Raw genomic sequence first — 17,663 nt, forward strand, 5'->3', positions numbered from 1 at the left:
AGCGACCTATCGGCTGACAGCGGCCTAGCGGCAGGCGTTGCCCCGCGCTGCCATCCGCTCCCGTGTCATTTCCCACAGTGTGGCTGAGCGCGGCAGCATTCCCCAGCTGAGCCCGGATCGCAGCGTGGCCGTTCGGTAACATTCAGCCAAAAAGCACCTCGGTGCGCGGGGTGAGAAGACGCACGTTCGAAAGCCTGCGACATGGGGAAGGGGAGTCTGCGTCCGGCGTCGTCGTATCGCTTGGAATCATTTTGCAGCAGTCATTTCGCAGGGGCCGCCGACGATCGGCGTCGGTTGAGGGTAGCGCCCGTGGGGCGGACGAACCAATGCATAGAAACCGACTTGGAAACCAATTTGCGCGGGCGGCTGGCACAGTGAGAGACAAGTTCTGGTTCGCGGCGACACTGGTCGTCGCTGTCTGTCTTGGGACGGTGACCGCGGCGCAAGCGCAGTTTGTCGTCACCACCACCGCCGACAGCGGTCCGGGCTCGCTGCGTGATGCCATCAATCAGGCCAACGTCGCCGGCGGAACGATCACGTTCAACCTGCCCGCAAACTCGACGATTGCAACCAGCGCCGCCAATGGCGCGCTGCCGCCCATCAATAACAACGTCACAATCGACGGCTCGGGATCGAGCGGCCTCGTCATTAGCGGCGGCAACGCCAATCGCGTCTTCTTCGTGCTCTCTGGCACGGTTGCGATTTCGAACCTCACGATTGCCAACGGCAGTGCCCAGGGCGGTGCTGGCGGCGCATCCGGCAGCGCCCCCGGCGGCGGCGGTCTCGGCGCCGGTGGCGCGATCTTTGTCAACGCTGGTTCGACGACCGTCAGCAACGTGACGTTCAGCAACAATACCGCCACGGGCGGCGCCGGAGGCGGTGTTGCGACGCAAAACGGTACGCCCGGCGGCGGCGGCGGTGGCGGTTTGGGCGGCAGCGGCGGTAGCGGCGGTCAGGATGCCGGCGGCGGTGGTGGCGGCTTTAGCGGCGGCGGTGGCGGCGCCGGCGGATCCAATGACGGATCGAGATTCCTGAACGGCGGCGCCGGCGGAAGCGGGCCTGGAGGTAGCGGCGGCAACGGAAGTGACGGAACGAACGGCGGCGCAGGACAAAATGGCACCAACGGCGGATCAGGCGGTGCAGGAAGGACGGGCGCTGCAGGATTCTCGACCGGCGGTGGCGGTGGCGGCGGCGGCGTCAATGGTGGCAATGGCGGTGACGGCAGCACGTCGAGTGTCAACGGCGGCGGCGGTGGCGGCGGTGGTGGATTGGCCGGCGGTGCCGGCGGCGCCGGCGGTTCGCAGCCGGGCAGTCCGAACGGAACGGATGGCACGCTGGGCGGCGGAGGTGGCGGCGCGGCTGCCGATAGCTCCACGGCCGGCAATGGCGGCGATTTCGGCGGCGGCGGCGGTGGTACCAACTTCAGCAGCGCAGGATCCGGCGGTTACGGCGGCGGCGGTGGCGGCGGCGGCGCCATCGCCCCTTCGGCCGGTAATGGCGGCTTTGGCGGCGGCGGCGGGGCCGGCACGAACTTCACTGCTGCCGGGTCCGGCGGCGTCGGTGGTGGAAATGGCGTGGCAGGCAGCGCCGGCGGTGGCGCCGCTTTCGGTGGCGCCGTATTCGTTCGCGCCGGTGCCTCGCTGACCGTCGGTGACGGCACGTTCGGGAGCAGCGCCGTTACCGGGAGCCAGGGCGGCAACGCGGGCGCGGCGGCCGGCTCCGATCTGTTTCTCTCGAGCGGCACGACCACCACTTTCAATCCGACCGGCACGCTCACGCTCAGCGGCACGATTGCTGACGACAGCGCCGCGAGCCTTCCGACCGGTCAAGGCTATACGGCCGGCACCGGCGCCGGCGCGGCGGTCGCCATCTCGGGCGGCACGGTCATCATGACCGGTGCGAATACCTATTCCGGCGGCACCACGGTCAACAGCGGCACCCTGCAACTCGGCAATGGCGGCACGACGGGTTCGATCATCGGCGACGTCGCCAACAATGGTAAGCTCGCATTCGATCGCTCCAACACCATGGCGTTCAGCGGCACGATCAGCGGCAACGGCAAGGTGGCGCAGATCGGCAGCGGTACGCTCAGCCTTTCGGGTGCCAACACCTACTCGGGCGGCACGACGCTGACGGCTGGCATCTTCCAGGTCAATGCATCCTCGACGGGCACTCCGGGCGCTGTCACCTCGGGCCCGCTCGGCACTGGCGTCGTGACGTTCGATGGCGGTACGCTGCAGGCAGGTGGCGCCTACACCATCGCCAATACCGCGGCGATCAACACCACCGGCGGCACGATCGACGCCAACGGATTTGCCTTCACTTACTCCGGCGTCATCGGTAACGGCAACGGCACGACCGGCGGTCTGACGATCGCCAATACCGGCGGCAACGCCAGCGGATCCGTGACGCTGGCCAACACGGAGACCTATACCGGCAGGACAACCATCAACAGTGCGGCGACGTTGAACCTCGGCGTCGTCAACGCGATCGCGGCGTCGAGCGGTGTTGTCGTCAACGGGACGCTCAACCTCGGCGGTTCCGATCAGCAGATCGCAGCGCTGTCCGGGATCGGTACCGTAACGAACGACGCCAACTCGAATGTCCTGACCATCGCGGGCGGTACTGCCTCGACCTTCTCGGGCGCGATCACCGACGGCAGTGGCAAGACCGGGCTCTCGCTCGTCAACGCGAACACGGCGCTGACGCTGAGTGGCGCCAACACCTACTCCGGAGCTACGACCGTCGGCGACGGCGTGAGTGCCAGCTCGCTGATCGGCGGTGCGGTGAACGCGCTCAGCGCCAATTCGTCGGTGACGGTGAAGGCCGCCAGCAATCTCGATCTCGGTGGCTTCAACCAGCAGATCGCGGGGCTGTCCGGCGGTGGCATCGTCACCAACAACGGCGCGGCGGCGGTACTGACGGTCAACAATCAGGGCGGCAGCGCGACGACGTTCGGCGGCGCTATTCAGGACGGCACCGGCGCGACGGGACTGGCGCTCGGCGGCAGCCTGACAAAGCTGACGCTGACCGGCACGAACACATATTCCGGTGGGACGACGATCAACGCGGGCACGCTGGCGCTGTCGGGAACAGGCTCGCTCGCAGCGTCGAGCGCGGTCAATCTTGCGACCGGAGCGACCTTCGACATCTCGCAGACCTCTGCCGGCGCGTCGATCACAACGCTTGGCAATACCGGTACGGGGCAGACGGGCACGGTGTCGCTTGGCGCCCAGATGCTGACCATCACGGCGAGTTCAACGTCATTCGCGGGCGTGATCCAGGATGGCGGTATCCAGAATGGTGCCGGCGGCTCGTTGAAGATCAACGGAGGGGCGCTGACGCTGACCGGTGCAAACACCTACACCGGCGGAACGCTGGTCTGTAATTGTGCGACCCTGCAGCTCGGCAACGGCAACGGGACCGGTTCGATTGTCGGCAACGTGACGCTTGGCGGAACGCTGATCTTCGATCGCAACAATACCTATCAGTTCGACGGCACCATTTCCGATGGCGGCGGTGGCAAGGTCGTGCAGGCCGGCAGCGGCACGACGATCCTGACCGCGTCCAATGCATATACGGGCGGCACGACGCTGACGCAGGGGACGCTGGTGGTTCGGGGCGCGTCCGTCTTCACCAACGTCAACGATCCCTCGACCCAGACGGCCTCGGCGGTCGGTCTGGGGACACTGACCTTCAATGGAGGCACTCTTGCAGGCGGCTCCTTGCTCGATCGCGCTTTTGCCAACGGCGTCGAGATCACCGCCAGGGGTGGCACGATCGACGATGCCGGCGGCCTCATTCGCTTGTTCGGCACGATCTCGGATGCGGCATCGTCGCGAGGCGGCACGCTGACATTGATGAGCAGCAATCCGCGTGCTTTCGCGGAAGGCATTTTGCTGGGCGGCGTCAGCACGTATTCCGGCACGACGAATATCGCGTCGGGTACCGTCATCGCGCAATCGTCGACGGGTCTCTCGCGCAACTCGGCCTTCCTGGTCAATGCCGGCGCGACCCTGGACCTGTCGGGCTACAGCAACTCGGTCGCCTCGCTCGCGGATGGCAGCAGCGGCGGCGGTGTCGTCAGGAATGCCGCGGCGAGCGGCACGGCGACGCTGACGATCTCGGGCGTGAACGGCGGGTCGACAACGTTCTCCGGCACGATCCAGGATGGCGGCGGAGCCGGCGAAGGCGGCGCGGCCGGTCCCAAGCTGGCATTGGTCAAGAACGGCGACAGCAGGCAGATCCTGACGGGCACCAACACCTATCGCGGTGCGACGACGGTGAACGGCGGCACGCTGGAGATCGGTAATGGCGGCGCAATCACGCACAGCGCCTCGCTCACGAACGCCGCGAATTTCGTCGTCGATGGCGGCGGCGCGGCGACATTCGGCTCGGTCACCAACACGGCGACCGGCAAGATCGTCGTGGCGGCAGGCGGTACGCTGCATGACGATCTCACCAACGCCGGCACCGTCATCAACAACGGCACCTATGTCGCCAACGTCGCCAGCAATAGCGGCACGATCGCCAACAATGCGACCTGGACCGGGACCATCACGACCGCGGGCACCTTCATCAATGCGGCGGGTGCCACCGTATCAGGCCTGGTGACCAACAGCGGCACCGCGAGCAATGCCGGCACGCTCAATGGAGGCCTCACCAACACTGGCGGCACCTTCAACAACACCGGCACGATCAACGGCACCACGACGATCTCGGGCGGCGGTGCGCTGTTCGGTACCGGCGCGGTCGCTAACCTCAACGTCGGCAGTGGCGGCATCTTCGCAGCGGGCAACGGCACCGCGGGATCGTCGATGACGGTCAACGGCAGTCTCGCATTCTCGTCGGGTGCGTTCTATCAGGTGGCGATCAATCCGACGACCGCATCCTTCGTGAACGCGACGGGATCGGCCACTCTGGGCGGCGCCTCGGTGCAGGCGTTCTTCTCGTCCGGCACCTACGTCGCCAAGCAATACACCATCGTCGCCGCGGCAGGCGGCATCAGCGGCACGTTCAACACGCTCGCCAATACCAACCTGCCGTCCGGCTTCACCTCGACGCTGAGCTACGATCCGACGCACGCCTATCTCAACCTCGCCCTGAGCTTCACGCCGCCAAGCGGCGACCTCAACATCAACCAGCGCAATGTCAGCAATGCCATCGTCAATTCCTTCAACAGCACCGGCACGGTACCGATCGCGTTCGGCGCGCTGACGCCGACCGGCCTGACACAGGTCTCGGGTGAACTCGCCACGTCGACGCAGCAGACCACGTTCAAGGCCATGGACCTGTTCATGGGGCTCCTGACCGACCCATTCATGAACCGGACCGGTGGCGCCGCCACGCCCGGCGTGCCGGGTTATGCGGAGGACGACAATGCCGGCGCCTATGCCGCGACACGTCAGACAGATGCGTTCGCGATGTTCGCCAAGGCGCCGCCGGTGACTTTCCAGCAACGCTGGAGCGTGTGGGCGGCCGGCTTCGGCGGTTCGCAATCGACCAGCGGCAATGCGGTGGTTGGATCGAACAGCACGACCAGCAGCATCTACGGCACCGCCGTCGGTGCGGACTATTTGTTCTCGCCGAATACGGTCGCCGGTTTTGCCGTCGCCGGCGGCGGCACGAGCTTTGGCGTGAACAACCTCGGAAGTGGACGCTCCGATCTGTTCCAGGCCGGTGCCTATGTTCGCCACACCGAAGGCAATGCCTACATCACGGCCGCGCTGGCTTACGGCTGGCAGGACATCACGACCGATCGCACGGTGCCCGTACTGGGGCTCGATCATCTCCGGGCCGAGTTCAACACCAATGCCTATTCCGGCCGCGTCGAAGGCGGCTATCGTTTCGCCACGCCGTGGATGGGCATCACGCCCTATGCGGCCGGCCAGTTCACGACGCTCGATTTGCCGAGCTATGCCGAGCAGACGATCTCCGGGCTGCCGACCTTTGCGCTCGGCTATGCCGGCAAGCGCGTCACCGACGCGCGCAGCGAACTCGGCTTCCGGACCGACAATTCATTCGCGGTGCAGGACGGCCTGCTCACCCTGCGCACGCGGTTCGCTTGGGCGCATGACTACGATCCGAACCGCACGATCGCGCCGACGTTCCAGGCGCTGCCGGTCTCGTCCTTTGTCGTCAACGGCGCGGCACAGGCGTCGGAGTCGGCGCTGACGACGGCCGCGATCGAGATGACGTGGCGCAACGGCTGGTCGGCGGCTGCGACCTTCGAGGGCGAGTTCTCGAACGTGAGCAGCAGTTACGCCGGCAAGGGCGTCGTGCGCTACGCCTGGTGATGTCTGCCGGCGGCCCGTCGCGTCATTGGGCTGCGTTGCAGATTTGGTCGCTGTCGGTGCATGGCTCCGCTGCCAGCCCGACCGGCTTATGGGATCATGACCGCCCTTAGAATCGCGTCACGATATCCGACAGCACCGGGCGCGGGCGATCTTCGCTCGGCTTGGTCGGGGTCCCGATATGAATCAGGCCGGCGAGCTTCTCGTCCGGCTTCAGGCCGAGACCGTCGAGCACGTCGCGGTCGAAGGCGAACCAGCCGGTCAGCCAGCAGGCGCCGTAGCCGAGCGCGGTCGCCGCGGTGACGATGTTCATCGCGCTCGCGCCTGCCGACAATTCCTGCTCCCACGGCGGCACCTTCGGGTGCGGCTTGGTGAAGGAGACCACGCCGATCACCAGCGGGGCATCGGTCAGGCGCTTCTTCTCGACCTCGATGTCGGTGGCCGGCGCGCCGGGGTTCTTGCGGGCGAACACCTTTGCGATCACGTCGCCGGCGCGCGCGCGGGCGTCGCCCTCGAACACGATGAAGCGCCAGGGCGCCAGCTTGCCGTGATCGGGCACGCGTGCGCCGATCGTCAAAATGGTCTCGAGCTCGGCCGCGGACGGGCCCGGGCCGGTCATCTCGCGCGGTTTCATCGAGCGGCGTGTCTTCAGGAGTTCAATGGCATCGGGCACGGAAATGTCCTTCAAGTGGAGTCGTGCCCCCAAGATGGGGGCACGACCAAGCCTGTGAAAGCCAATTTAGACCGATTGTGAAGATCAGGCGACGGATCGCGCCCGTTTCACGTCCGGCGGCGTCGCCTCGTCCACCAGCGCGGCGATCGCCTCGTCGGTTGGCATCACGGTCTGGCGCTCGCTGCCGAGGCGGCGGACCGATACCGAATGGGTCTCGGCCTCCTTCTTGCCGACGACCAGCAGGGCCGGGATCTTGGCCAGCGAGTGCTCGCGGACCTTGTAGTTGATCTTCTCGTTGCGCAGGTCGATCTCGACGCGCAGGCCGGCGCGGCGCGCCGCTGCCGCCACCACCTTGGCGTATTCGTCGCCCTCGGAGGTGATGGTCGTGACCACGAGCTGGGTCGGCGCCAGCCAGAGCGGGAAGTTGCCGGCGTAGTGCTCGATCAGGATGCCGATGAAGCGCTCCATCGAACCGCAGATCGCACGGTGCACCATGACCGGCGCCTTCTTGGAGCCGTCGTGATCGATGTAGAACGCGCCGAACCGCTCCGGCAGGTTGAAGTCGACCTGGGTCGTGCCGCATTGCCAGTCACGGCCGATGGCGTCGCGCAGCACGTATTCGAACTTCGGCCCGTAGAACGCGCCTTCACCCGGGTTGATCTCGGTCCGGATCCGGTTGCTGCCCTTGGCCTTGATCTCCGACAGCACGGTGGCCATCACGCGCTCGGCGTGATCCCACATCTCGTCGGTGCCGACCCGCTTCTCCGGCCGCGTCGAGAGCTTGACCGTGAGCTCGCCGTCAAAGCCGAAATCGGAGTAGGTCGACAGGATCAGCTCGTTGATCTTGAGGCACTCATCGGCGAGCTGCTGTTCGGTGCAGAACACGTGGGCGTCGTCCTGGGTGAAGCCGCGCACCCGCATCAGGCCGTGCATCGCGCCCGACGGCTCGTAGCGATGCACGACGCCGAACTCGGCGAGCCGCAAGGGCAGGTCGCGGTAGCTCTTCAACCCGTGCTTGAAGATCTGCACATGGCCCGGGCAGTTCATCGGCTTCAACGCGAACCAGCGCTTGTCCTCGGCCTCGTCGCCGGCGGACTGCGCCGCGAACATGTTCTCGCGATACCAGTCCCAGTGGCCCGAGGTCTCCCACAACACCTTGTCGAGGATCTGCGGAGCATTGACCTCGTTGTAGTCGCCGAGCAGCCGGCGCCGCATATAGGCGATCAGCTGCTGGAAGATGGTCCAGCCCTTCGGGTGCCAGAACACCACGCCGGGGCCTTCCTCCTGGAAGTGGAACAGGTCGAGCTCGCGGCCGAGCTTGCGGTGGTCGCGCTTCTCGGCTTCCTCGATCTGCTTGAGGTACGCGTCGAGGTCTTCCTGCCTGGCGAAGGCCGTGCCGTAGATGCGGGTCAGCATCGGATTGTTGGAATCGCCGCGCCAATAGGCGCCGGCCACCTTCATCAGCTTGAAGGCATTGCCGACCTTGCCGGTCGAGGTCATGTGCGGGCCGCGGCAGAGATCGAACCAGTCGCCCTGGAAGTAGATCTTGATCGGCTCGTTGCCGGGAATGGCGTCGACCAGCTCGACCTTGAAGGCCTCGCCCTTGTCGCGGAACACCTGCTTGGTCTTCTCGCGATCCCAGACCTCCTTGGTGAACGGCTTGTCGCGCGCGATGATCTCGCGCATCCGCTTCTCGATCGCGGCAAAATCTTCCGGGGTGAACGGCTCATTGCGGAAGAAGTCGTAATAGAAGCCGTTCTCGATCACCGGGCCGATCGTGACCTGGGTGCCCGGCCACAGCGACTGCACGGCTTCGGCGAGCACGTGCGCGGCATCGTGCCGGATCAGTTCCAGCGCGCGCGGGTCTTCGCGGCCGATCAGTTCGATTTTGGCGTCGGCTTCGATCGGATCGTTGAGGTCGGCGAGCGTGCCGTCGAGCGCCATCGCGACGGTGCGCTTGGCGAGCGAGGGCGAAATGCCTTTGGCGATGTCGAGGCCGGTGGTCCCTTTCGGGAAATCGCGCCTCGCTCCATCAGGGAAGGTGAGGGCGATCTTGTTCACGGGTTCTGCGGGCTTGAGGTTCGAGAGGCTGTACTGGAATCCGGATTCGGATTTGGGCGGCGTGTCGGCCATGATGTCTCCTGTAGCTCACTCCTGCGAACGAGCGCAGGTAAGCGGAAAGCAGCGGTATAGCAGGGGATTTGACGCCTGCAATCCGGCAATATCAAGAAAATGGGCCACCGGCCGCATCGAATCGGGGGAGCTCGCCTGCGCCTGGCGCGTTGCGACACTGCCGATCATCGTCTAACGTCCGACGTCCATTTTCCCGCCATCGCGATCCGCAAGGTTCATGTTTTCCCGTCTCCTGTTTTTCGTGGCGCTGCTTCTGATCCCGGGCGTGTTGCGGGCGGAAGAAACACCGGTCGAGAAGGCCGGATTTGCGAAGAAGCTGACCATCTATCTCGCCAAGGGTCCGCCGAATGCCTGTGGCGCCGGTTGCGATCGCTGGATCGCGATCGAGGGCGAGATCGATCGGGAAGCCGCGCAGCGGATCCGCACCTTCCTGTTTCCCATCAAGGACAGGCAGCTTCCGATCTACCTGCATTCGCCGGGCGGAAACGTCGAGCAGTCCTACGCGATCGCGCGGTTTCTGCGCGCGCACAAGGCGATTGCCCGGGTCGGTCGCACCACCGTGCCGGCCTGTTCCGCGGGCACGCAGACCGACGCCGCCTGTCTGAAGATCAAGGCCGCGAAGGGAGAGGTGGAGGCCGAGCTCACCACGCGCAATGCGATGTGCGTCTCGGCCTGCGCCTATCTGTTCCTGGGTGCGACCAACCGCGAGGTGGCGCCCGACTCGGTGCTTGCGGTGCATAACTCCAAGCTGATGTTCGTCGTCCACGGCCATCCGCCGCCGCAGGTCGTCGCGGATTTCAGGCGGCGCGAGATGGTGAGTGCCGATCGCGACCGCAACCTGTTCCTCGAGGCGATGGGGATCAGCCATGAGCTCAGCGACCTGATCCGGACCGTGAAGTTCGAGAGCCTGCATGTGCTGACGCGGCAGGAGCTCTATCGATTTGGCATCGATATGCGGCCGTTGCCGGAAACCCTCTGGGCGGTGGAGAAGGAAACGCGGCCCTATGTCCGCAAGATCGCGCAGCAGAAGAAAGGCGACGGTAGCGCGTTCCGCATGATGGAGTGGCGGCTGTTCTGCGAGAACAAGGATCGCGGGCGGCTGATGTTCGTGCGTGAATTCGACGAGGGCGGCGCGGGCAAGAGCACCGTGGTGATGATGGCCGGCGCCACCAGGGCGATCGCATTCGGCAGGTTGCCGGCGCGGTTCGGCAAATACGAGGTCTGGAGCGACCCCGTGGCGTCGGACATCGTCAAGGCGATGCTGGCGGTCCCTCATCTGCAGGTCGGCGAAAGCCCGCTATCGTCCGACGGCAAGCCTGACGGCAAGGCCAGCGTTGCGACATTCGATATCGACACGACCGGGCTGGAGCAGGGGTGGACGCAACTGCTGGCGTCATGTCCGGCCACGACCGTCGGCCCGAAACCTGCGAGCCCATGGCCGTCCGGCGCGTCGCCGAGCGTCAACGCGGCGCCGGCGGCATCGCCGTCGCCGTGAGCGCAAGGACGGGTGCAAGCGGCGCCACTTGATGGCGTGCTATGCATTTAGATGCAGTTGCATTGATCTCGGAGTCTGCTAACAACGCGGCGTGAAACGCTTCGCTCCCACCGCATTGATGCTCGGCAATATCGTCACCGGCTGCTCGGTGCTGGCGCCGGCCGGCATGCTGGCGGAGTTGTCGGATGGCCTCGGCGTCACGATCCACACCGCGGGTCTGTTGATCACCTTTGGTGCGATCGTGCTGTGCGTGGGCTCGCCAGTGACGGCGTGGCTGACCAGCCGGTTCGAACGGCGCGCGCTGCTGACGGCGACGCTGCTGGTGCTGACGCTGACCAATGCCGCATCGGCCTTCGCGCCGGACTACGACAGTCTCCTGATCATCCGCCTGGTGATGCTTGCGGTCGGCGTCCTCTACACGCCGCAGGCGGCGGGCACCGCGGCGCTGATCGTGCCGATGGAGAAGCGCGGCAGCACGATCGCCTACATCTTCCTCGGCTGGTCGCTCGCCGCCGCGATCGGGCTGCCGTTGATCACCTTCATCGCAAGCCGTTACGGTTTTCGCGTGACCTACGGCGCGATCGCGCTGACCGGGCTGATGAGCTCTCTGCTGCTGTGGTGGCGGTTGCCCGGCGGTTTGCATGGCATGCCGGTCGACCTGAGGACCTGGGTCGATCTCGGCCGCAATCCGACCGTCGTCCTGCTGTTGTCGATCACGACGCTGCAGATGTCCGGCCAGTTCGTGGTGTTCACCTTCATGGGGCCGCTGCTCGGCAAATTGACCGGCGCTAACGCGGACGCCGTCGGTGTCGTATTCGCGCTCTACGGCATCTTCGGGTTCGTCGGCATTGCGATCGCGACCCGCATCGTGGATTCCTGGGGCGCCTGGAAGACGTCGGTGCTGTTCACCGCGTTGCTGCTCGCCGGCGTGGCCGGCTGGGCACTGAGCGCCGGCGCCTACGCATTGATGGCCGCCTCGGTTGCGTTGTGGGGCCTCGGCTTTGCCTCGACCAATTCGATGCAGCAGGTGCGCCTGGTCGGCGCGGCGCCGGCGCTGGCGTCGGCGTCGGTCTCGCTCAACACCTCGGTGCTGTATATCGGCCAAGCCATCGGATCCGCGATCGGCGGATTGCTGTTCGCGCGCGAATGGCTCCACAGCGCGGGCTACGTGGCCACGGCCTTCGTCGCGGCGGCGCTTGCGGTCGTGGTGATCACGCGGCCGCGACGCACGGCGGGCGCTGCCGCAGCCGAGTGAGCCCGTTCGCTTTTGAGGCGCGAAGCGTGCGCGTGGCCGTGCTCGAGGGCTGGTGCTAGCCGGTGGTCGACGCGCTGTGCGTCACCACTTCACGCTCTGGCTCGGCACGATGAACGCCGTCGTGCTCGGCTTGTTCGAATTGTGGGTGAAGTATCCGTAGGCGGCAACGATCACGACGAGCAAGGCGAGCACGGCCAGCAAATCGATCTGCCGGGGATCGTGCCCGTTGTGGCTGAGTTTCCAGCGCATTGTTGTTTCCTCCCCAAGGGGGCGATGAAACAATGCGCCGACGATCGCCACAGTTCCGCCGGAACAGCTATGCGCGTGGCGTTTGGGAGCGCCGCAGCAATCGATCAGGCATCGGTTGACGCCGCGTCAACCTTCGTTGACGCCGCGCCAGCGGCCGTAGCGCCAGGGCAGGTACCAATGCGCCCCAAGCGGCTTCGTCTGCGGGACGTTGTCGATGCCCGAGGTTCCCCAGGGCTGGCAGCGCAGCAATCTTGCCAGCGTCATCCATCCGCCGGCCCAGAGTCCGAAGCGCTCGATTGCCTCATCGCCATAGACCGAGCAGGTCGGCAGATGCCGGCAGTTGTAGCCAACCAGCGGCGACAGCGTGTGCCGGTAGATCCAGATCAAGGCGCGGCCGAAATTGCGCGGCATGCGGCGCATGGTGGTGGCACAGTCCGTGCATCGCGGATGGCGTGTCGTCGAATGATCGGTTGGGGACATACGCAAGTATGTACGTAATCTTGCGGGGGTTCCAAGCCAAGGAACTGTTCAATTGCAGATATTTACGCCACAGTTCACCATTATCGCACAGCGCTGGTCGCGGTGCAGCAAGGGTCCTATGGACGGTCCAGGTCAGCAACGCTACCGTTCCCATAACGCGCCGATGACAGATTCGTGGCGCATTGACATGGGGCCATTGCCACCGCTCGCATCACCAAGGGCTTGGGGGAAGGAACCAAATTGAGGCTCGTCAGGTCGATCTCGTTGCGCAGTTGGGTGCTTACCGGCGCCGTTGCCCTTTGCTTTGCGGTCTCCGGCACCGCCACATGGGCGGGGAACTCCGCGCAGACCAGCTCGACGCTCGAAGAGCGCAAGCTGCCGATGAAGTTCAGCTGGATCGCCTGCCAGCCGAATTGCCGCGGCTGGGTGTCGGCGGTCGGCATCATCACCGCCGATAGCCCCAAGGAATTCGACGAGTTCGCGCGCAGCCGCCAGCTCAACGGCGCCACCATCGTGCTCGACTCCAGCGGCGGCTCGGTCAACGACGCGATCGCACTCGGCCGCCGCTTCCGCGGTCTCGGCGCGCTGACCACGGTCGGCACCAGCGTCGTCAATCAGGCCGCGCAGGGCGATCGCGCCAGCGTGCTGCCGGATGCTTATTGCGAGTCGATGTGCGTGTTCCTGTTGTTGTCGGGCAAGACGCGCTACGTGCCACCGGCCGCGCATATCCGGGTGCATCAGATCTGGATGGGCGACCGCGCCGATGACGCCAAGGCCGCCAGCTACACCGCGCAGGACCTGATGATCGTCGAGCGCGATATCGGCCGTCTTGCCAAATACACGTTCGACATGGGTGGCGGGGGTGAGCTCTTGTCGCTCGCACTCAGCGTGCCGCCGTGGGAAGACCTGCACGAATTGTCGCCGGCCGAACTGCGCCTGACCAATCTCGTCACCACGGACGCGGTCGCGGACGTGCTGCCGCGGCAGGACAACGCAATCCCGGTTGCCGAGGCGAAGCCGAAGAACGGCGATCGCTTCGCGAGCAGCGCGATGGAAGGCGAAGCACTGCCGCAGGCTGCGAGGGCGACCAAGACCGCCGAGGCCGTGGTGCCGACCGGTGGCACCGCAGCGCCGGCGCCGGTCCAGCCGTCGCAGTAAGGTCTAGGCCGTCGGGCTTACGCCGGCTGTTTTGCCTTGGCCTCGATCTGACCGATCGCGTCGACCACGGCATCGAAGGTCAGCAGCGTCGAGGCATGGCGGGCCTTGTAGTCGCGCACCGGCTCGAGCAGCGCGATGTCGGCCCATTTGCCGCCCTGCGGGGGCTGGCCATTTTCCTTCAGCATCTTGCGGACGGTCTCGCGCAATTCGCGCAGCTCGTCCGCGGTCGACCCCACCACATGGCTCGCCATGATCGAGGAGGAGGCCTGGCCGAGCGCGCAGGCCTTCACGTCATGGGCGAAGTCCGTCACCACAGGGCCGTCCATCTTGAGGTCGACCTTGACGGTCGAGCCGCACAATTTGGAGTGGGCGGTGGCACTGGCGTCCGGCTCGGCCAGCCGTCCGAGGCGCGGAATATTGCCGGCCAACTCGATGATCCGCTTGTTGTAAATGTCGTTCAGCATGGGGACAGATGCCTGGTTCCGGCCGTGCCGGGCGCTCTTGGCGGCTGGGTTTCACCGTCCTATATATGAACGGCAGCGCCGGAAACATAGCCCGGCCATGCGGCCAGCGCGGCCCACATCCGTCGCGGTGGTGCTACAATTATGGGACTCAGGCGTCCGGCGGTTCGACGATCCGCCCCGTCTGCCCGGTGACACATCCGGCCCGAAGGCTAATGCCAGGCCGGTCGAACGGAGAAGACATGGACGCCTTGATCAAACCGATTCGCCCCAACAAGCCCGACGCCAAGTCCAGCGAGCTCGACCCCGCAGAATTCCTGGCGGCGGCCGTCCGTGCCGACCAGCCGCGCCCGTCGCGGGCCGAGGCCGAGGACGCCGTGAAGACGCTGCTCGCCTATATCGGCGAGAACACCGGCCGCGAAGGTCTGCTCGACACGCCGCGCCGCGTCGTCGAGGCCTATGACGAGCTCTATCAGGGCTATCATCAGTGCCCCGCCGAAGTGCTCAACCGCACCTTCGGCGAGACCGCCGGCTACGACGATTTCGTGCTGGTCCGCGACATCGAATTCACCTCGCAGTGCGAGCATCACATGATGCCGTTCTACGGCAAGGCGCATATCGCCTACACGCCGGTGGAGCGCGTCGTGGGCCTCTCCAAGCTGGCGCGGCTGACCGACATCTTCGCCCGTCGCCTGCAGACCCAGGAGCATCTCACCGCGCAGGTCGCAGCCGCGATCGACGAGGTGCTGAAGCCGCGCGGCGTTGCCGTGCTGATCGAGGCGGAGCATACCTGCATGTCGGTGCGTGGCGTCGCCAAGCATGGTGCATCGACCTTCACCAGCCGCTTCACCGGCATGTTCCGCGACAATCCGGCGGAGCAGCAGCGTTTCCTTTCCCTGGTGCGAGGACCGAACCGGTAACCTCGCATTTTCCCAAGCGAGGTTTGCCGTGTCCGCATCGACCCACGATCATGACCGCGAAGAGGGGCTGGCCTTCCAGCCCAAATTCGACGCGACAGGTCTTGTGACCTGCGTCGCGACCGATGCCGCGACCGGCGACGTGCTGATGGTCGCGCACATGAACGACGAAGCCCTGCGCAAGACGATCGCGACCGGCGAAGGCTGGTATTTCAGCCGCTCGCGCAACGCGCTATGGCGCAAGGGCGAGAGCTCGGGCCAGACCCAGCGCGTGATCGAGATCCGGATGGATTGCGATCAGGATGCGGTGTGGATCAAGGTCGAGCAGATCGGCGCGGCCTGCCACACCGGGCGGCGCTCCTGTTTCTATCGCGCCGTGAAGGACGAGGGCGGCAATGTCGGCCTGTCATTCGTCGACGCCGAGCGGCTATTCGATCCGGCACACGTCTATCGCAAATAGAGCGTTGATCTAAATCAAATGCGATGCGTCGAAGTGGTGCACTTCGTTGCCTCCTGTCCGGCCGTGTGCAAGTAATTGCACATCGTCGTCGCGCTGGGGGTGAGTTGTGGCGCATCGTCTGATACCGCTTGTTGGGTTTCTTGCCTGGGTTGTATTGCCGATCGGGGCGGCGCAATCGCAAACGGTGGAGCGTGCGCCCGATACGATGGCCGCGCGCGTGCTTGCCTGCGCGCCGTGTCACGGCGCCGAAGGCGAGGGCACCAGCGACGCCTATTTCCCGCGCCTTGCCGGCAAGCCGGCCGGCTACCTTTATAACCAGCTGATCGCGTTCAGGGACGGGCGGCGGAAATATCCGCCGATGAACTATCTGCTGGAATTCCAGACCGACGATTACCTGAAGAAGATCGCCGAGTATTTCGCGTCGCTCCGGCCCGCATTTCCGCCGCCGGTCCCGCCGGTCGACAGCAAGGAGATATTGGCGCGCGGCGAAGAGATCGTGAAGAACGGCGATCCGCAGCACGGCATTCCGCCGTGTTCGGCCTGTCATGGTCCGGCATTGGGCGGCATGGAGCCCGGCATTCCCGGCCTGCTCGGCCTGCGCGCGGCCTATATCAGCGGCCAGCTCGGCGGCTGGCGCTACGGCACGCGGACCGCGCTTGCGCCCGATTGCATGCAGATCGTCGCGAGCCTGCTGACGGAAGATGATGTGAAGGCTGTGGCGGCCTACTTGTCGTCGCGTCCGGCGCCGGCGGATCCGTCGTTCGCGCCGCGAGGCAGCCTGCCGATGCCGCTCGAATGCGGCAGCGAACCGCACTGAAGGGATCGTGCCGATGTCGCGAACCTCCACAGGAGTGCTTGTCGGATTGATGCTCGCATGCGCCCCCGTCGCCGCACTGGCGCAGCAGAAGGCGGCCGATCCGACCGTCATCGCCAAGGGCGAGTATCTCGCACGCGCCGGCGACTGCATCGCCTGCCACACCGCGCGCGAAGGCAAGACCTTCGCCGGCGGCCTTCCGATGAAGACGCCGTTCGGCACGCTCTACACGTCGAACATCACGCCCGATCCGCAGACCGGGATCGGGACGTGGACGTCGGATCAATTCTACCAGATGATGCACAATGGCCGCTTCCCCGACGGCGGTCTGGTCTATCCGGCGATGCCGTTCGCCTCCTACACCCAGGTGACGCGCGAGGACAGCGACGCGATCTACGCCTATTTGCGCACCGTGCCGCCGGTCAAGCAGCTCGACAAGCCGCACGACCTGACCTTCCCGTTCAACAACCGCTCGCTGATCCTCGGCTGGCGGACGCTGTTCTTCAGGGAAGGCGAGTTCAAGCCTGATCCAACGAAGTCGGCAGAGTGGAATAGAGGCAACTATCTGGTCGAGGGGCTGGGTCATTGCGGGATGTGTCACACCCCGATCAATGCGCTCGGTGGCAGCAAGCAGTCGCAGGCCTTCGAGGGCGGCCTGATCCCGATGCAGAACTGGTACGCGCCGTCGCTGACCTCCAACAAGGAGACGGGGCTCGGCGACTGGACGATCGAGGAGATCGTCGACTATCTGCGCAAGGGCGTGTCCGCCAAGGGCGCCGTGTACGGACCGATGGCCGAGGTCGTCTACAACAGCCTGCAATATCTCAACGATGATGATGTGCGCGCGATGGCGGTCTACCTGAAGGGCCTTGCGCAGGGCGGTCCGCCAGAAAAAGCGTCGACTTCGCTGCCGTCGGCCGAGAGCAGTCTGCTGCTATCCCTTGGCAAGTCGATCTATGATCGGGACTGCGCGAGCTGCCATGGCGCGACCGGGCAGGGCATGCCGCCGGACTATCCGCCGCTCGCCGGCAACCAGTCGATCCAGATGGTCTCCGCAGTGAACCCGATCCGGATGGTGCTCAATGGCGGCTATCCGCCGGGCACGTCAGGCAATCCGATGCCCCACGGCATGCCGCCATTCGCGCAGAAGCTGTCGGACGACGAGGTCGCGGCTGTCGTGACCTACATTCGAACGGCCTGGGGCAATCGCGGCGAGCCGGTGTCGGCGCGCCAGGCCAACGAATTGCGTGCAGCAACGCTGAACTAGGAACGCGG

13 protein-coding genes are annotated in these 17,663 nt (G+C 65.6%); 8 read left to right on the forward strand and 5 right to left on the reverse strand.

The genetic code is table 11. The annotated features are described in order from the left end of the window. Positions 1 to 374 precede the first annotated feature (374 nt). Complete coding sequence (locus XH92_RS19470) at positions 375 to 6,296, forward strand: autotransporter-associated beta strand repeat-containing protein (RefSeq protein ID WP_194460628.1); 5,922 nt, start codon at positions 375 to 377, stop codon at positions 6,294 to 6,296. Between the two features lie 106 nt (positions 6,297 to 6,402). Here the strand turns inward: XH92_RS19470 and XH92_RS19475 are convergent, their stop codons facing one another. Beyond that, positions 6,403 to 6,966 (reverse strand): nitroreductase, encoded by a 564-nt coding sequence (locus XH92_RS19475; RefSeq protein WP_194460629.1) that lies wholly within the window; start codon positions 6,964 to 6,966, stop codon positions 6,403 to 6,405. 84 nt (positions 6,967 to 7,050) lie between these two features. Then, the gene (thrS, locus tag XH92_RS19480) at positions 7,051 to 9,099 is read right to left on the reverse strand and encodes a threonine--tRNA ligase (RefSeq protein ID WP_194460630.1); all 2,049 of its coding nucleotides are present in this window, start codon (positions 9,097 to 9,099) and stop codon (positions 7,051 to 7,053) included. Positions 9,100 to 9,316: 217 nt separating this feature from the next. Between thrS and XH92_RS19485 the strand changes: the two genes are divergently transcribed. Together XH92_RS19485 and XH92_RS19490 are read left to right on the forward strand one after the other, a co-directional pair. Next, positions 9,317 to 10,594, forward strand: a complete 1,278-nt coding sequence (locus tag XH92_RS19485; protein WP_194460631.1) for an ATP-dependent Clp protease proteolytic subunit — start codon at positions 9,317 to 9,319, stop codon at positions 10,592 to 10,594. Positions 10,595 to 10,712: 118 nt separating this feature from the next. After that, on the forward strand, positions 10,713 to 11,849 hold the full coding sequence (locus tag XH92_RS19490) for an MFS transporter (protein ID WP_194461333.1): 1,137 nt from the start codon (positions 10,713 to 10,715) through the stop codon (positions 11,847 to 11,849). An 81-nt stretch (positions 11,850 to 11,930) separates the two neighbouring features. On the opposite strand, the gene XH92_RS19495 is transcribed toward XH92_RS19490, so the two are convergent. Then, complete coding sequence (locus XH92_RS19495; RefSeq protein ID WP_194460632.1) at positions 11,931 to 12,098, reverse strand: hypothetical protein; 168 nt, start codon at positions 12,096 to 12,098, stop codon at positions 11,931 to 11,933. A gap of 126 nt (positions 12,099 to 12,224) precedes the next feature. Next, positions 12,225 to 12,518, reverse strand: a complete 294-nt coding sequence (gene yidD / locus XH92_RS19500; protein WP_210345564.1) for a membrane protein insertion efficiency factor YidD — start codon at positions 12,516 to 12,518, stop codon at positions 12,225 to 12,227. 300 nt (positions 12,519 to 12,818) lie between these two features. On the opposite strand from yidD, the gene XH92_RS19505 reads away from it, so the two are divergent. After that, complete coding sequence (locus XH92_RS19505) at positions 12,819 to 13,736, forward strand: hypothetical protein (RefSeq protein WP_194460634.1); 918 nt, start codon at positions 12,819 to 12,821, stop codon at positions 13,734 to 13,736. Positions 13,737 to 13,753: 17 nt separating this feature from the next. Here XH92_RS19505 and XH92_RS19510 read toward each other — a convergent pair whose 3' ends face one another. Continuing rightward, complete coding sequence (locus XH92_RS19510) at positions 13,754 to 14,200, reverse strand: iron-sulfur cluster assembly scaffold protein (protein WP_029080129.1); 447 nt, start codon at positions 14,198 to 14,200, stop codon at positions 13,754 to 13,756. A 239-nt stretch (positions 14,201 to 14,439) separates the two neighbouring features. Between XH92_RS19510 and folE the strand changes: the two genes are divergently transcribed. The 4 genes from folE (at position 14,440) to XH92_RS19530 (ending at position 17,655) form a co-directional block, all read left to right on the forward strand. Beyond that, complete coding sequence (folE, locus tag XH92_RS19515) at positions 14,440 to 15,117, forward strand: GTP cyclohydrolase I FolE (protein ID WP_194460635.1); 678 nt, start codon at positions 14,440 to 14,442, stop codon at positions 15,115 to 15,117. A gap of 28 nt (positions 15,118 to 15,145) precedes the next feature. Continuing rightward, entirely contained in the window at positions 15,146 to 15,574 is a 429-nt protein-coding gene (gene hisI, locus XH92_RS19520) for a phosphoribosyl-AMP cyclohydrolase (RefSeq protein ID WP_194460636.1), read from the forward strand. Positions 15,575 to 15,779: 205 nt separating this feature from the next. After that, positions 15,780 to 16,391, forward strand: a complete 612-nt coding sequence (locus tag XH92_RS19525; RefSeq protein ID WP_194460637.1) for a c-type cytochrome — start codon at positions 15,780 to 15,782, stop codon at positions 16,389 to 16,391. A gap of 49 nt (positions 16,392 to 16,440) precedes the next feature. Further along, on the forward strand, positions 16,441 to 17,655 hold the full coding sequence (locus tag XH92_RS19530) for a cytochrome c (protein ID WP_194461334.1): 1,215 nt from the start codon (positions 16,441 to 16,443) through the stop codon (positions 17,653 to 17,655). Positions 17,656 to 17,663: the final 8 nt, after the last annotated feature.

The organism is Bradyrhizobium sp. CCBAU 53421, assembly GCF_015291625.1.
GTDB lineage: Bacteria > Pseudomonadota > Alphaproteobacteria > Rhizobiales > Xanthobacteraceae > Bradyrhizobium.